Origin of the sequence: Natrinema versiforme (assembly GCF_005576615.1) — an archaeon.
GTDB lineage: Archaea > Halobacteriota > Halobacteria > Halobacteriales > Natrialbaceae > Natrinema > Natrinema versiforme_A.
On the sequence record NZ_CP040330.1, the window covers coordinates 2,668,378 to 2,684,809 of the forward strand.

At 66.7% G+C, this 16,432-nt stretch carries 11 protein-coding genes; 4 read left to right on the forward strand and 7 right to left on the reverse strand.

What is annotated here, in order from left to right; all coding sequences use genetic code 11:
• Positions 1 to 228: 228 nt before the first annotated feature.
• From FEJ81_RS13120 to FEJ81_RS13135, 4 genes are all read right to left on the reverse strand, one after another.
• On the reverse strand, positions 229 to 2,205 hold the full coding sequence (locus tag FEJ81_RS13120) for a glycosyltransferase family 39 protein (RefSeq protein WP_138245710.1): 1,977 nt from the start codon (positions 2,203 to 2,205) through the stop codon (positions 229 to 231).
• Complete coding sequence (locus FEJ81_RS13125; protein WP_138245711.1) at positions 2,195 to 3,157, reverse strand: glycosyltransferase; 963 nt, start codon at positions 3,155 to 3,157, stop codon at positions 2,195 to 2,197. Before FEJ81_RS13125 ends, FEJ81_RS13120 begins: the two co-directional genes overlap by 11 nt.
• A gap of 2 nt (positions 3,158 to 3,159) precedes the next feature.
• Positions 3,160 to 4,227 carry a DUF354 domain-containing protein gene (locus FEJ81_RS13130; RefSeq protein WP_138245712.1) on the reverse strand — a complete coding sequence of 356 codons (1,068 nt, stop codon included), beginning with the start codon at positions 4,225 to 4,227 and terminating at the stop codon, positions 3,160 to 3,162.
• A 177-nt stretch (positions 4,228 to 4,404) separates the two neighbouring features.
• On the reverse strand, positions 4,405 to 5,802 hold the full coding sequence (locus FEJ81_RS13135) for a nucleotide sugar dehydrogenase (protein ID WP_138245713.1): 1,398 nt from the start codon (positions 5,800 to 5,802) through the stop codon (positions 4,405 to 4,407).
• A 347-nt stretch (positions 5,803 to 6,149) separates the two neighbouring features.
• Between FEJ81_RS13135 and FEJ81_RS13140 the strand changes: the two genes are divergently transcribed.
• The 3 genes from FEJ81_RS13140 to glmS all read left to right on the forward strand — a co-directional run bounded on the left by FEJ81_RS13140 (position 6,150) and on the right by glmS (position 9,290).
• Positions 6,150 to 6,797: a helix-turn-helix transcriptional regulator gene (locus tag FEJ81_RS13140; protein ID WP_138245714.1), complete on the forward strand. Its 648-nt coding sequence runs from the start codon at positions 6,150 to 6,152 to the stop codon at positions 6,795 to 6,797.
• A gap of 529 nt (positions 6,798 to 7,326) precedes the next feature.
• Complete coding sequence (locus FEJ81_RS23230) at positions 7,327 to 7,482, forward strand: hypothetical protein (protein WP_175416418.1); 156 nt, start codon at positions 7,327 to 7,329, stop codon at positions 7,480 to 7,482.
• Positions 7,482 to 9,290 carry a glutamine--fructose-6-phosphate transaminase (isomerizing) gene (gene glmS, locus FEJ81_RS13145; protein ID WP_138245715.1) on the forward strand — a complete coding sequence of 603 codons (1,809 nt, stop codon included), beginning with the start codon at positions 7,482 to 7,484 and terminating at the stop codon, positions 9,288 to 9,290. Before FEJ81_RS23230 ends, glmS begins: the two co-directional genes overlap by 1 nt.
• 912 nt (positions 9,291 to 10,202) lie before the next feature.
• Here glmS and FEJ81_RS13150 read toward each other — a convergent pair.
• The 3 genes from FEJ81_RS13150 to FEJ81_RS13160 all read right to left on the reverse strand — a co-directional run bounded on the left by FEJ81_RS13150 (position 10,203) and on the right by FEJ81_RS13160 (position 13,250).
• Complete coding sequence (locus FEJ81_RS13150) at positions 10,203 to 11,153, reverse strand: peptidase associated/transthyretin-like domain-containing protein (RefSeq protein WP_138245716.1); 951 nt, start codon at positions 11,151 to 11,153, stop codon at positions 10,203 to 10,205.
• Between the two features lie 393 nt (positions 11,154 to 11,546).
• A complete protein-coding gene (locus tag FEJ81_RS13155; RefSeq protein ID WP_138245717.1) occupies positions 11,547 to 12,530 on the reverse strand; it encodes an SDR family oxidoreductase in 984 nt (327 codons plus the stop codon).
• Between the two features lie 99 nt (positions 12,531 to 12,629).
• Positions 12,630 to 13,250 carry a cell surface protein gene (locus tag FEJ81_RS13160; RefSeq protein ID WP_138245718.1) on the reverse strand — a complete coding sequence of 207 codons (621 nt, stop codon included), beginning with the start codon at positions 13,248 to 13,250 and terminating at the stop codon, positions 12,630 to 12,632.
• 215 nt (positions 13,251 to 13,465) lie between these two features.
• Between FEJ81_RS13160 and leuS the strand changes: the two genes are divergently transcribed.
• The gene (gene leuS / locus FEJ81_RS13165; protein ID WP_138245719.1) at positions 13,466 to 16,228 is read left to right on the forward strand and encodes a leucine--tRNA ligase; all 2,763 of its coding nucleotides are present in this window, start codon (positions 13,466 to 13,468) and stop codon (positions 16,226 to 16,228) included.
• Positions 16,229 to 16,432 lie beyond the last annotated feature (204 nt).

Here is a 16,432-nt window from a genome sequence, read left to right on the forward strand (position 1 = left end):
TCTCGGCCTCGAGAGATCATCCGATCGGGAGGACCAGCCGACCGGGAGGACGACGATCACGGCAGAGGCGACTACGGATGATCGGTCGCATCGACTGGCTAAACCATCGTTCCCGACAGCGGGTCGGGGACTGGGACCCTCGAGGTCACTCGTCGTAGACGGATGGGCCACAGTGAATCGAAACGAAACTCGAGCGGCGTCGCAGAGGATGGCGAGAGGGGAGTTCCGTCAGTTCCCTGCCGGAGAGGGCGTACACATCGTCACGTCTCCGTTCGTGTAGACCGTGCCCTGCTCCGGTCGGCAGAGTTGCGTCCGAGAGAGCTGTTCGACCCGCGCGTTCCCGTCGGCGTCCGTGACGTACGTCGCGTCGGTCGATTGCTCGGATCGATAGACCGTGTACCCGTGGTCTGCGACACCGCCCTCGGGAACCGTCGCGGTCGTCGTGGACGGATACGCGCCGGTCCGGCTGAACAGCGTCTGATACGGGTGGTCGGTGTGGAGTTGCTGGTCGGGACGGATCTCGTCGCCGTCCGGCGAGCCGGTCAGCGCGGCGATCGACTCGGCCGCGGCGAGTTCCGACTCGTCGTAGGCGAGTCGCTCGTGTTGATCCGAAAAGACCGGATTATCGGCGTTGCTCTCGACGGCGAGGATCATCGCGCCCGGATAGACGAGCACGACCAGCAACAGGACGGAGACGACGAGCGCCGGCGTCAGGCTGCCCCGTAGCGTCCGTACCCCGATCGCACCGAGGACGGCCATCGGCGCGTAGAGGAACGCGAACCAGCGCGTCGGGATGAAGTTCCGGATGCCGAACATCGGCAACCCGAGGACGAACACGAGCATGAAGGCCGCCGCCAGCAGGAGGGTGAACACCGACTGCTCGGCGCGTCGCCTGTGGACGACGTACAGACAGCCGACGAACGTGACCCCGAGCAGAAACAGGAAGCCGAGGGTATCGACGTAGGGGACGATCTGCTCGACCAGCGTCGGTGTGGTCTCCGCTCCCGCTTCGGCCGCCTCGGCGGAGCCGCCCGCCGTGTTGAGGAATCCGGCGCTCTCCTCGATCGTCTCGCCGAGATACAACAGGACCGTCTCGAGGAACGAGCCCTCGCCGTACGGCGTCAGTGACCAGACGAATATCGTCAGCCCGGCGTTGAAGACGACGAGGCCGACGAGGTTGACCGGCTTTTTCGTCCGGAAGACGCTCGTGTCGAGTCGCGTGAGCCCGAACGGCCCGATCACGAACAGGACCTGCGCGACGAACGCCGCGAGCAACAGGACGAGCATAATGAACGTCGACACCTGATGGGTGAGGATCACGGCGACGCTCAACAGGAGGAGTAGCGAGAAGTCCCGGATGGTGTACTCGATTCGCATCACCCGGATCAGGGCGTACAGCATCGCGAGGAAGAAGACGAGCCCCAAACTCGTGGGGATGAGATGCACCCCCCACCGCGCGACGTGGCTCCCGAAGGCGTAGAACGCGGTCGCCAGCACCGCCCAGCGCGTCGAGACGAGCAGGTTCGTGGTCGCGTAGATCAGCAGGACCGACAGCGGCATCACGAGTCCGACGGAGAGATACAGCGCGGTGCGGATCGGGACGTCGTACAGCAGCGACGAGGCGGCGACCAGCAGGTGATAGAACGGCGAGCCGTAGTGTTTGTCGTGCGAGATCGCGCTCAGCGACCCGTCCGAGAGGATCGACTCGACGAAGGAGTGGTGGGTCCAGATGTCGATCCCGATGTACCCCGGCGTCGCGTACAGCGCGGTAAACCGGAAGACGAAGGCGAAACAGACGATCTGGAGGAGCAACAGCCCGGGGTGAAGATCGTGGTCGCTCGCGAAGATGATCTGCCCGATAACAAGGGTCCCGACAACGCTCGCCAGCCCGAAAAAGAGGGGCGTTCGCGCCCCCTGTACGACCGTCAGGGCCACGAGCCCGGCGAGTCCGGCCAGCACGACGCTCGGCAGCGCCATCGATACCGCAGACGGAAGCGTCGGGAACGCCCCCGCGTCGTCGCCCTGATACAGGGAGAGCAGATACAGCGCACAGGCGGTGCCGAGGACGACCGGCACGGTCTCGAGGTAGATCTGCGACGAGAGCAGTCGCAACGGGAGCAACACCGCTGCGAGCAGGAACCCGCCGATCGCAGCGACGGTGTCGAGTCGCAGCGGCCGCAGCTCCGACAGCGATCTATACGTCATGGCTGACCCCCGTCGGGTAACCCGTTCCGTCGTCCCGGTCCAGTACGCGGCGGTAGAGTCCGTGCAGGCGGTCGCCGAGCGAGTCGACGGAGAGTCCGTCGATCGACTCGCGGCCATCGGATCGACCGCCGTTTTCGACGGCCCGCTCGAGGCCGCCGAGGAGGGCACCGTCGTTGTCGCTGACGACGCAGTTGCTCACGCCGCGGATCGTCTCGCCGACGAAGCCGACGTCGGTCGAGACGACCGGTAGGTTACACGCGGCGGCCTCCTTGACCACCATCGGGCCGCTCTCGCGCCGTGACGTGACGAGTAGGGCATCGCTCGCGTTCATGTAGTAGGGCATCTGGGCGTGATCGACGCCGGAGACCGTTCGCAGTTCGATGTCGGCGTCGGCCCGCTCGACGAGCCGTTGCGCCCGCGGATAGTCCTTGACCGATCGGGTCCTGTCGTAGGGAAAGAGCGCGATCGGTCGGTCGGTCTCCCAGCCGACCTGCTCGCGCGCTTGCGCCCGCGACATCGGTCGGAACAGGTCGGTGTCGACGCCGAAGGGAATCAGTTCGTGCTCGGTCTCGAGGTCGCGGGACATCGTCCGGCTCGGAACGATCGCGGCGTCCGCTCGGCGGGCGCCGTACCGACTGCACGACCGCAGCCACGACCGGTCGCTCATGAGGTCCGTCCCCCACAGAGTCAACACTACCGGACGGGTCGGTTGGGCGAGCGCGAAGGGCGCGACGAGGCCGTAGTTCGCGTGGACGAGGTCGTACGACCCCGAGCGGACCTCCGAGACGATGTCGGGGTAAAACCGCGCGTAATTCGTCGGCGTCCGGCCCGAATCGCCCTCGTGTTCGCCGGGGACCTCGAGGACCGTACAGTCGACGCCGCGGTCCTCGAGAGCCGAGACCTGCTGTTCGAAAAACGGTCGCGACGAGGTGACCAGTTGCAGTACCTTCATGATTAGCCCGGATTCGCTGCGGGAGCGGAGCGCTCCGACGTGCGCGCCTGCGCGAGCGTCTCGATCTGTCGAACGACGAGATCCGTGACGTCGATCCGGTCGGCGAGCAGGCGCTCGCGACGGCGCTCCCACGTGTCGGCCGGCTCCTCGACGATCGAGACCGCCTGCTCGAGCCCGCGGGTATGTCTCGTCTCGCCGGCGTACTCGAAGAGCAGGCCGTACTCCTCCTCGAGTTCCGTCGTGTAGCCCAGCGAGAGCGGGTTGACGTAGACCGCCGGCGTGCCGAGCACGGCGGCCTCCGCCGCGGTCGTCGCCCCTTCGCTCAGGACGACGTCCGCGTGGGCGAGCAGATCGTGCATTCGGTCCGGCGCGGTCTCGAACTGATAGGATTCGAGGTCGTCCGGCGGCTCCCCCTCTGCCGTGAGCAGGACCCGCAGCCCCGCGTCCTCGAGTCGGTCGACGACCTCGCGGGGGTCGTCGAACCCGCCGTGACCCACGTCGTGGGAGGCGTCCCAGCTGCTGAGTCGGACGACGGTGAACGAGTCCTCGGGAGCCACGCCGACCGCCTCGAGCACCGACGGATCGGGCTCGAACCGATCGGGGTGGAGATAGGCGAGTTCGTGATAGCCCGGATACGTCACGTGTTTCGAGCCGATTTCGTCGCGGTAACACGCGGGCGTGCAGATCACGTCCGCGAAGGGGTAGCCGAGTCGCGTGATGAGCGTCGCGTGTTCGGTGTCGTAGAAGACGAGGCTCTTCGTGCGCAGCACCGACGCGACGTGGGCGGCGGCGACGCCGCCGATGGCCGTGATCACGTCCGGATCGATCCGCCGCGCCCGCCGCAGCAGTCGCATCTCGTAGGTCGCCTGCACCGCCGCCAACGAGACCAGCGAGTCCGACTCGCCGGCCAGTACCTCGTGGTCGATGTCGTAGGCCTCGAGCAACTGGACGGCGACGCCACTCTCGCGAGCGAAGACGTGGACCTCGTGGCCCGCGGCTTCCAGTTCCGCGATCGGATGGCGGAAGAAGTGGACGTGGCCGGGGTGCTGGATCGTGATCATCACGCGCATCGTCGATCCGCCTCCGTGACCGACCGGTCGGCCGAGGCACTGCTCGTCTCTGCTTCTGCGTCCGGCTTCGACTCCGAACCCGATCCCGGCTCTGAACCCGAACCAGACGGCGCTCGAGTCCCCGCTCGGGTCGGCACCGGTGTCTCGTCGGAGGACTGGCGCTGGTCTCGCATCGCTTCACAACCTCCGGTAGACGAGTCCCGCATCGGCGGCCGCGTCCGCCTCGACCGCGCCCGTCACGTCGATCAGTGCGGGGTCGTCCGCGAGTTCGCCCGCCACGGCCTCGAGATCCAGTTGCTCGAACTCCGCGTGGGGCGTCGCGAGCAGGACCGCGTCGAACCCCTCGAACGAGAGCCGTTCCTGAACGTCGATATCGAACGACTCGCGGGCCGCGTCGTCGTCGGCGAACGGGTCGAATCCCTCGATGTCGATGTCGTACTCCCGGAGTTCGTCGATGACGGTGCCGATCTTCGAGCTACGGATATCACCGACGCCCGGTTTGTACGACAGTCCCAACACCAGCACGCGACTGTCGCGGAGCGTCTTGTGACACTGGTTGAGCGCCTTGATCGTCAGCTCGGCGACGTGGTCGGGCACCGACTCGTTGACCTGCCGGCTCGTCTGCATGAGTTCGGGGTCGAACCCCTCCTGGGCCGACCGGTACGCGAAGAAGTACGGGTCGACCGGGATGCAGTGACCGCCGACCAGTCCCGGCCGGTAGTCGTGGAAGTTCCACTTCGTGCCCGCGGCCTCGAGGACTGCCTGTCCGTCGACATCCATGTGGTCGAGGGCCATCGAGAGTTCGTTGACGAACGCGATGTTGAGATCGCGCTGGGCGTTCTCGACGACCTTGCAAGCCTCGGCGACCTCGATCGAGGGGGCGCGATGGACGCCCGCGTCGACGACCGACTCGTACAGCGTCGCCACGTCCTCGAGGACGGTCTCGTTCTGTGCGCTGACGACCTTGACGACGTCCTCGAGGCCGTGTTCCTCGTCGCCCGGCGTGGCGCGCTCCGGGGAGTAGCCGACGAAGAAGTCCTCGCCCGCGGTCAGCCCGGACGCGTCCTCGAGCGCCGGAACGAGGACCTCGCGGGTCGACCCCGGGTAGACCGTCGACTCGAGGACGACGGTCGTTCCGGGGTCCATCTTCGAGCCGACGGTGGTCGCCGCGCTCTCGACGTAGCCGAGGTCCGGTCGATCGTCGTCGTCGATCGGCGTCGGCACGGCGACGATGACGTAATCGGCCTCACCGATCTCGGCCGCGTCGGTCGTATACGAGATGTCACCGTCCTGGATCGCCTCGTCGGAGAGGTCACCGGTCGTGTCGACCCCGTCCTGGAGTCGACCGACCGTCACGTCGTCGACGTCGTAGCCGATCACGCGGTAGTTCGACTGTGCGAACCCGACCGCGAGCGGGAGCCCGACGTATCCCAATCCGACGACACAAATCGTCGCCGCACGCGTCGATTGGGTCTCCGTGTGCTCGAGGGCGGTTCCGCCGCCCGCGTCCCGTGCGTGCTGGTCGCTCTCTCGATCGTCCGTTCGCTTCTCCGTGTCGCTGATTATCGTGGTCATGGGTGAGACGTTGTCGTGTTCCCGTCACACGACCGCGTGCGACGGTGACGTTGGTGCACCCGCGATCGGCGGGGGCATTCCGTGAACGCAGCAAGTCGTCGTCGGGGGTTTACTATAGCTCGGATAAACGGATGCGAGAGCGACAACGAGCGGAACCCGCCGGTCGGGAACGCTACCGGCGGCTCTGGCGGACCGGGGGCCGGCCACCGCCGCGATCGCTTAGAACGTTGTTAAACACACCTGTACTGCTCTATAATGAAGGGGGCGCGGGTCGGATCACCGATGCGGTCGGCGAGTCCACGCGATCGTGGCTCGGTCACGCACCGACTGCAGCAGACACGCGAACCATGGTGATTACGTCCCAGATCGGAGTCCGCGGCCGGCTCGAATCGATTCACGACACCGTCTCGATCGACGCGGTTCCGGCTTCGATACGGCAGTCCGAGGGCCACGCGATCGCATCGGAAGCGATCGGTCCGCAGGTCGGTGACCTGTCGGGTGGACCGTTGTCCTGGGGACAACTGCTACGCGTGGCGTCGTTCTGGGAATCCGCGCTGATCGCGGCGCTCTTCCTGTTGATCAGCGGCCTCGTCGGGCTCCGAATCGCCGACGTGGCATCGGATCGCGATGTCGACCTGTCGTCGCTCCCGCTGGTGACGAACGCGGCAGGTGACGGCGACGACCCGGATCGCACACGCGCCGCCGATCACCGGGCGTACGAGTCGTATCTCTCGCCCGACACGCCGCCGCGACTCCTGAGCGACGAGGGACGAGTGGTTCGGCTCCTGATCGCGAATCACGGTCGCATCCGGCAGCATCGAATCGCCGACGAGACCGGCTGGTCGAAGTCGAAGGTGAGTCGCATCTGCTCGCGGATGCACGCCGACGGCACGATCGAGAAGCAGTCGGTCGGTCGGGAGAACGTCATCACCCTCTCCGATCGAACGCCGGACGATGCGACGCGGTCGGACGAAGTCGAGAACCCGTTACCGTAACGCGTACCCCTGTCATCGCACAGCAGTCCCGCCGCGTACGGGCGGTCGAAACCGCTACCGCCGCTGCCGACCCTTTCTGCCGTCGCGTCTCGAGTTCGAGTCCTCGAGTCGGCGATCCACACCGCGAGACGGGAGGCCGCGTCCGTCGGTTTCGGCGGGTCGAATGTCCCGATCCGTTGCCGAACCGGGTAGAACCGTTCGAGACGGACGGACTGGATTGAGACAGTCAGAGACGAAGAACGGACTGAGACCGTCGAGGCAGACGACTGTCTGGGACGTTCGATATTGGGAGACCGAACTGAGCACCGTTCGACGGGGCGAAACGAAACGAGCGTCACGCCGCGCCGGGATATCGGATCGAGCGGAAGAAATCACGGATTGTGAAAACGAATGGTGGATTATACAGCCGATAGCGACCGTCGTATTCACGGTACCGTCTTAATCGTGGTATAGTAATGGCCGCTGTCGCACGTGGTGGAAGTGAAGCCCCGGCCGTCGGCAGCGACGGCGGACGGGGTCGGAGATACCAATGACACGGAACAGTTCCGCACTGCCGGCAGCGAGATCGAACCGCCCCGAAACGACCGCCGCGACCGCCGCAACCGTCGCCGACCGCGCTCCCTGCCGCCAGCTCGGTGCCCCGCCGTGGTCGACGGTCGCCGCTCGAGCGGGGGTGATGGGCTGATGTGCGGAATCATCGCACGGATCGGCCACGGCAACGCGACGGAGACGCTCCTCTCGGGGCTCGAAAACCTCGAGTACCGCGGGTACGACTCGGCGGGAATCGCCGTCCAGAACGGCTCCGGCGTCAAGGTCCACAAGTGTTCGGGCGAGGTCTCGAGTCTCAAATCGACCCTGGACGGACGCCCGAGCGGGAACATGGGGATCGGCCACACCCGCTGGAGTACCCACGGTCCTCCGACCGACGAGAACGCCCACCCGCACACGGACACCGCGGGCGATGTCGCGGTCGTCCACAACGGCGTCATCGACAACTACACCGAGCTCAAGGCGGACCTCCGGGAGAAGGGCCACGAGTTCGAGAGCGACACCGACACAGAGGTCATCCCGCACCTCATCGACGAGTTCCGGTCGGAGACTGGCGACACCGAACTGGCCGTCCGCCGGGCCATCGACACCCTCGAGGGGAGCTACGCGATCGCCGCGATCGTCGACGGCGAGGAAGCGGTCTACGCCGCGCGGAAGGGCTCGCCGCTCGTGCTCGGCCTCGACGAGGAGGAGTGGTTCCTCGCCAGCGATGTCCCGGCGTTCCTCGATCACACCGACGACGTGATCTACCTCGAGGACGGCGATATCGTCGTTCTCGAGCCCGATTCCTACCGGATCACCGACCTCGCTGGCGAGCCGATCGAGCGCCCGGTCGACACCGTCGACTGGGACCCCGAGGACGCGGGGAAAGGCGAGTACGACCACTACATGCGAAAGGAGATCAACACGCAGCCGACGGCCCTCGCGAACACGATCGAGGGCCGGATCGAGAACGGCGACGTCGCCTTCGAGCGACTGTCGCCCGGCTCGTTCGAGGGCATCGACACCGTCCAGTTCGTCGCCTGCGGCACCTCCTACCACGCCGCGATGTACGGCGGGCAGCTGGTACGCGAAGCCGGCCTCCCGACCGAGGTCCTCCGCGCGAGCGAGTACGAGTCGACCTCCGGGCCGGTCGACGAGAACACGCTCGTCGTCGCGGTCACCCAGAGCGGCGAGACCGCCGACACGCTCGACGCGGTCCGGAAAGCGACCGACCGCGGCGCTCGATCGCTCGCGGTCACCAACGTCGTCGGCTCGACGGCCGCGCGCGAAGCCGACGACGCGGTCTACATCCGCGCCGGGCCGGAAGTCGGCGTCGCGGCGACGAAGACCTACTCCTCGCAGGCGGTCACGCTCGCCCTGCTCAGCCAGCGCATCGCCGGTGACGTGCCGGAAGCGACCCCCGTCGAGGATCGAGCGGCGATGCTCGAGGCCCTCGAGGATCTGCCCCGGCACGTCGAAACCGTCCTGGAGGCGAGCGAAGCCGACGCGCTCGCCCGGGACACCGTCGACAGCGAGTCGTTCTTCTTCATCGGGAACGGGCTCGGCCGCTCGGTCGCGCTCGAGGGCGCGCTGAAGTTCAAGGAGATCACCTACGAGCACGCCGAAGGATTCGCCGCCGGCGAACTCAAACACGGCCCGCTCGCGCTCGTCACCGAGGAGACGCCGGTGTTCGCGGTCGCGACCGGCGGTGCCGACGACAAGACGAAGACGAATGCGATCGAGGCGCAGGCCCGCGGCGCGCCGATCGTCGCCGTCGGACCGGAGGACCACCCGCTCGTCGATGTCGCCGACGAACACCTGTCGGTCCCCGAGACGCATCCGGTCTGGACCGGGCTGCTCGCGAACGTCCAGTTACAGCTGCTCTCCTATCACGCCGCGGACCAACTCGACCGGCCGATCGACAAACCGCGTAACCTCGCGAAGAGCGTCACGGTCGAATGATCGTCTCCGCTTCCAGATAACGCCTTTTCGACGCGTTCGTTCGACACCGAAACCGAGAGTCCCGTCTCAGTCGACCTGCGCCGACGCCACGTCACAGCGGCTCGATAGCGACGGGTTCCGGATAGCAGTGTCTCGTCTCTCGAGCGCTGTGCGAGATCACAGCGGGCGGTCTCTCGTTCCGTGCAGTCGCTGTCGCGGTAGCGAGTCGTCTCTCCGACGCGGCTCGGCGCGCTGTCGGCGACTCGAGGAGAGGTTAGAGTAGATTGTAGTGTGATTTCGTTATTCAGAAGTATGACTGAGACGGAATCGGGCAGTTCGGTAACTACGTGTGCGCAAGTACCTTTTTCCGCCTCGGGTTCGTTCGCTGTGCTCACTCACCTCTCGGCGCAAAAATCTACGCTAAAAAGGCCGCTCACTCCCTTCGGTCGCTCGCGGGTGCAGCGCTTGCGTTTCGACCGCAGCGGTAACGCCTCCGCCTATACTGAACTCGAATTTCGCCTCTCACTCTGAATAACGAAACCGTGGTACCAACTACTGTACTCCGCCCGCAACTGATGGCGACGGGCAGCGAATAGCGGACTCGAGACGACGCGAAACCGCCGACGGATCCGTGATGGCGGTGCTCGATACCACGCTGGAAACGCCGTTGGTAGCCGTCCACACCGCCGATCGATACTCGACGCGAGCACCAACGCTCACACAGACACAGCAGTCGTGTGATCGACGGTGCACTGTTTCAGCGGTGACTCGAGTCTGCCGACGGCACCGGCCACCGCGTCGACCAGTGGCGAGACCGCGTCGAACGGGCGGATCGATCTCTGGGTATGCGCTGCCCTCGAGACTCGAGATCACCGAGACGACCCTTCGGAAAAACAGCCGACCGACCGAGACACGCGCCGAACGGTGATTCGATCAGCCGTCGTCTTCCGCGATCGTCAGCGTAGTTTCCCGATCCGAGCCGTCGATCTCGACCGTTCGCTCCGTCTCGGAATAGCCGTCTGCGGTCGCGATTACCGTGTACTCCTCGCTCTCGCGTTCGAACTCGACCTCGCCGTCGTCGTCGACCGCCTTCTCCTCGCTCGAGGCGATGATACCGGAGTCGTCCTCGAGTTCGACGGTGGCGGTATCGACCGCGCTGCCGTTCTGGTCTTCCACGGTCACCGCCAGCGTGTACGGGCCGTCGCTATCGTCACTGTCGTCGTCATCGGTGCTATTGCTATCGTCGCTCTCATCGCTGTCGCCGCCGCTTCCATCACTATCACTCCGTTCCTCGAGCGTCAACGGGACCGTCGCGTCGTCGCCGTCGATCCCGACGGTGGTCTCCGCGGTCCGGTATCCGTCCGCGTCCGCGGTGACCGTGTAGTCGCCGTTCGCGCGCTCGAAGTCGGCCTCGCCGTTCTGCCCGACTCCGCTCTCCGTCGTCGTCCCCGCTCCGGAGACCGTGACCGTGGCGTTGTCGAGCGTATCGCCGTCTTGCGTTTCCACGACCGCCGTCAGGACGTGCGTTTCGTCGCCGGTATCGCCGTCATCGGCGCTTCCGTCGCTCTCGTTTCCGGCATCCGTCCCGCCGTCACCACCGTCGGTCTCGGCCGGTTCGTCGCCGCCGCTCGTTCCGTTGGCTCCATCACCACTGTCAGCACCCCCGGTGTCGTCGGTCACCTGATCGGCGTCGTCGCCGGCCGGCTGTGCGGACCCGTCCCATCTGTCGGTGACCGACCCGACCGCGCCGCTGATCGACGCCCCGCTCGCAGCGAGTACCAACCCGGCCAACAGGAACACGATGCCGCTGACGGTGAGTAAAATCTGGACGCTGCTCTGAATCGATCGAGTCTCCGTCCGCTTCCGTTTGGCATTGCTGCGCATTGGTAGTATAGGGGATTGAAATCGATAGTCAGTCGTTACGCGCTCGCCGCCTCGAGGGCGGTCTCTCCGCACTCGGCTTCGGACACGACTGTCGTGACCGGTCTCGGGCTGTGCGTCTCACTGTCTGGCCTGTAGCGTGCGGGTACGAGTGATTTCATTACACCATCGTTTCGCTGTTCGGCGGTTCACTATACGGACGATAAAACCGTTTCAGCGGGGGAAAACCGATCGCAACAGCGATGGATTACCGGCGTGTGACTCGATTCGAGCCCGCTCGCTCCGCCGACTGTACCGGCCGTGAAGTGGGCAGGGAACAGTCCCGGGATCGGTGGAATCTGGATTGCGATAGTCCGTCCACCGAGGCGTTTTCGCTCGGTGCCGTCACCGTCACAGTCACGGATACAGCTCGGACCCCGACTCGGGTGTCCGTCGCTCGAGTAACTCGAGGACGGGTTCGCTCGCGGCCAGTCGAATCCCGAGTCGCGTGAGCCGGTCCCGGATCGCGGCGGGGACGAGCGTGCCGTACAGGGAGCCGAGCAGGGGCACCGGACCGACGCGGTAGTGCGTGTCGGGATTCCGGGCGGTCGCTGCCTCGCGAATCGTCGCGGCGACTCGGTCGGGGTCGTTGATGAAGGGGCCGCCGCCGTCGATGGCGCGGAGTCGCCGGAGGACGCGGTAGAGGTCGGTGTAGTCCGTCGGCCTGACGACGGTCGAACGCGTCTCCGAGACACCCGCCGCGCCGGCGTCCGAACCGCCGCCGACGGCTCGCGACCGAGACTGCGCGCTCGCGGCCGCGTCGTCGACCGCCGCCACGGCGCGGTCGTAGAACGGCGTCCGAACGATTCCGGGCTGTACGACGACGACATCGACGCCGGAGCCGGACAGTTCCTGTCGGAGCGCGTCGCTGAGACTCGCCATCGCCCACTTCGACGCGGTGTAGCCGCCGATCCCGGCGAGCGCGAGGCGGTCTGCGGCGCTGGTGACAGTGACGATCCGCCCGCGGCCGCGCTCGCGCATGCCGGGCAACACCGCCCGCATCAGTCGGTGCGGGCCGAAGCAGTGGACGGCGAACTGTCGCTCGAGCAGCTCCGTCGGCACGTCTTCGACCGGGCCGAACTGCCCGTAGCCGGCGTTGTTGACGAGGCAATCGACGCCGCCGGCCTCCTCGCGGATGCGATCGACGACGCGGTCGATATCCTCGGGTTCGGTCAGGTCCAGCGCCGCGATATCGGCCCCGCGGTCGGCCAGCTTCTCGAGGCCGACCCGGTCGCGGTCTCGAGCAGTCGCGTAGACGCGCCAGTCGTCGGCCAGCAGCCGGCGGGCGGTTTCGTAGCCGATCCCGGAAGAACAGCCGGTGACGAGTGCGGTCGAAGGCATGGAACGTGTTACGACGGCACCGGAGAAGGTGATGTTCATCGGTCGGGTTCGGTGACCGTCACGGCTCCCGACTAGTCAGGTGAGGTGGCGATTCGGGAGTTACTCTCCGAACGGCCCGGCGTCATCCGGCGGGCCGCGCTCGTCGTCCGATGGCCCGGCGTCATCCGGTGGCCCGGCATCGTCCGGTGGGCCGCGCTCGTCGTCGGCCGCGTCGTCTTCGTCATCGGCCGAGTCGTCCTCGTCGTCGATCAATCCGGCTCGCTCGAGCGCCCACTCGAGGCCGGTGGGATCGGACGAATCGTCGGCGTCGTCGGTGGCCGATCGGTCGGATTCGGTCGCCGAATCGTCGGCCGCGGGTTCGTCGTCCGACGGGTCGACCGCGGGTTCGGTCGCCGAGTCGTCGATGGAGTCATCGTCCGCCGAGTCGGTCGGCGGATCGTCCTCGGCCGAGGAATCCGTTGCTGACGGGGAGTCGTCGGCCGAGTCGTTCCGTTCGGCGACGCTCTCGTTCGCGTCAGCCGTCGCGTTCGCATCGGTCGTCGGGTTCGATTCGTTCGTCGACGCGGCGTCGCGCTCGAGTGCAGTGTCCGTCGGGTTCGTCTCGCCGGCCGTCAGGTCCGGGCCGAAGACCGAGGCGAGCAGCCCGAACGCGAGCAAGACGGCCGCGATCGTGACGAGTAACGTGACCGCCGATGGGAGATCGTCGCGAAAGCGGGACATTCGACGCGTCGTTCGTAGACGACCCACCCGCTTTGTTAATCTCAGCCCACAGCGACCGACGCCGACCCACCGATCGATCCGGGGTCGGTCGTCACCGACTCGAGCGGCTGGGCTCGAGGCGGGGGATTCGTCACGACAGGGGACGAATCCCCTGCGTGCGGCCGAACAATGATATAGCCGGCCCACCGAGTGGGTGACAACGGACCTCGCCGACAATGACGAGTCATTACGATCACGCGCAGGTACAGGAGTTTTGGCAGTACGTCTGGGAGCGCGACGACATCTACGCGCTCGATGCCGACGCCGCCGATCCGACCTACGTCCTCGGCATGTTTCCCTACACGTCGGGCACGCTCCACATGGGGCACGTCCGCAACTACGCGATCACCGACGCCTACTCGCGCTATCGTCGCATGCAGGGCGACGACGTCCTCCACCCGATGGGGTGGGACGCGTTCGGGTTGCCCGCCGAAAACGCGGCCTTCGAGCGCAAGACCGATCCGGAATCCTGGACGCAGGCCTGTATCCGGCGCATGCGCGAGGAACTCGAGACCATGGGCTTCGGGTACGACTGGTCTCGCGAGATCACCACCTGCGACCCCGACTACTACCAGTGGAATCAGTGGCTGTTCAAGCGGCTCTACGAGGCCGGACTCGTCGAGTACGAGGCGGCGACGGTCAACTGGTGTCCGGACTGCGAGACGGTACTCGCCGACGCGCAGGTCGTCGAACGCGAGGACGAACACGGTGAGCCCTCGGATCAAGGGAGCGACGAAGCGGCGAGCAGCGCCCACGATCGGGTCTGCTGGCGCTGTGAAACCCCCGTCGGTCGGCGCGAACTCGACCAGTGGTTCTTCACGATCACCGACTACGCCGAGGAACTCCACGATGACCTCGACGATCTCGAGGGGTGGCCCGACGGCGTCCGGGAGATCCAGCGCAACTGGATCGGCCGGCAAGAAGGGGCGCGGATAACGTTCGAAACGGGAGACTACAGCGGCGACCGCGGTGCCACCGGAGACGGCGACGGAGCCGGAACCGTCGACGTGTTCAGCACCCGGCCGGAGACCATCTACGGCGCGACGTACCTCGCGGTGTCCCCGGGCCACGAACTCGCCCGCGCGCTCGCCGAGTCGGACGACGAGGTCGCCGACTACGTCGACACCGTCCGCGAGCGAGGTCCCGACGAAGTCGGTTTCTCCGGCGTCGAGACCGACGCGACCGCGATTCACCCGCTGACCGGCGCGGAACTCCCCGTCTACGTCGCCGGCTACGTCCTCGAGGACGTCGGCACCGGGGCCGTGATGGGCGTTCCCGGCCACAACGAGCGCGATCACTCCTTCGCGCGCGAGCACGGCCTGCCGATCGAGTGCGTGATTGATCCCGACGACGGCTCCGAAGGGACCGACGTCGAAACCGAGGCATACACCGGCGACGGCGTCCTCGAGGGAAGCGGCGAGTACGACGGCCTCGAGAGCGAGACGGCCGGCGACCGACTCGTGGCCGATCACGACGCGCTCGAGGAAGACGTCACATACCGGCTTCGGGACTGGCTCATCTCCCGGCAGCGCTACTGGGGAACGCCGATCCCGATGGTCCACTGCGACGACTGCGGCCGCGTTCCGGTACCCGACGAGGACCTCCCCGTCGAACTCCCGGAGTTCGTCCGGACCACGGGCAATCCGCTCGATGCCGCCGAGGAGTGGAACGAGACGACCTGTCCGGACTGTGGCGGCCCCGCCCGCCGCGAGACGGACACGATGGACACCTTCGTCGACTCCTCGTGGTACTACCTGCGCTTCCTCTCGCCCGATCTGGCGGACGCCCCCTTCGACACCGACCTCGCGGACGACTGGATGCCGATCGACGTCTACGTCGGCGGCGACGAACACGCCATCCTGCACCTGCTCTACACCCGCTTTTTCACGAAGGCGCTGGCCGATATCGGGCTGCTCGAGCGGCGAGAGCCGATCCGGGAACTGCTGAGTCAGGGGACGGTGCTCTACGACGGCGAGAAGATGTCCAGTTCGAAGGGGAACGTCGTCGCGCCCGAGGAGTACGGCGCGGAGACGACCCGGCTGTTCGTGCTCTCTGCGGCCCACCCCGAACAGGACTTCGAGTGGACCGCCAACAACGTCCGCGGGGCCTACGACCTCCAGCAGACGCTCTACCGAATGGCGGCCGCCTTCGTCGAGGAGGGTGACGCCCGCGTCGAGCGCCGCGATCACGACGACTACGTGGCCCGGGAGATCGATCGGACGATCGCCGCGGTCACCGAGGAGTACGAGCGGTTCCGGTTCCACCGGGCCGCGACCGAGATTCAAGAGCTCGCGCGCCTGCTCCGGCGTTACCGCGAGTACGACGGGCCACACGGCGACGTCTACCGGCGCGGGCTGTTGACACTGGCCGCGCTGATCGCGCCGATGGCCCCCCATCTCGGCGAGGAGTGCTGGAACAAACTCCGCGGCGAGGGGCTGGCCGTCGAGGCCGACTGGCCCGAGCCCGAACGCGAGGTCTCGGCCGTCCAATCCGAACGGCAACTCGTCGACCGCACGCTCGAGGACGTTCGAGACATCGTCGACGTCGCCGCGATCGACGAACCGGAACGGATCGAACTGGTCGTCGCCCGCGAGTGGAAGTACCGGGCCGCCGAACTGATCGGTCGGACGACAGCGGCGGACGACGGCGAGATCGGCGGCATCGATTCGATCGTCGACCGCGTCCTCGAGGACGAGACGCTCGACGGTCCCGACGATCGCGAGCGCGTCGCGGCCTTCGTGGGCGAACTCGTCGACCGCGACGGCGGAACGGAACGCGATCAGTTGCTCGCGGCCGACCGCGAGCAGGCGATCCTCGAGCGCGCGTCCTGGCTCGTCACCGACGAGTTCGATGCGGCGGTCACCGTCAGGCGGGCGTCCGCCGACGACGAGCAGGCGGCCAAAGCTCGACCCGGCAAACCCGCGATCCACATCAGCTAACGGCCGCCCCGGTTTTCCCGACGACGTTACGCGGTCGTCCGTCGGGTGTGCGCGCTGCCTGTTGACCGTCGCTAACCGCTGTATTCCGTCGATAACTCTCGTTTCGGCGTCGGATATCGCTCCCGCGTACGGCTCCCGTTCCGTCACTCGCTTCGCCGCGAGCGGTTCGTGCGGAACTGGGAAGGACAGTTTTATTCACCGGGA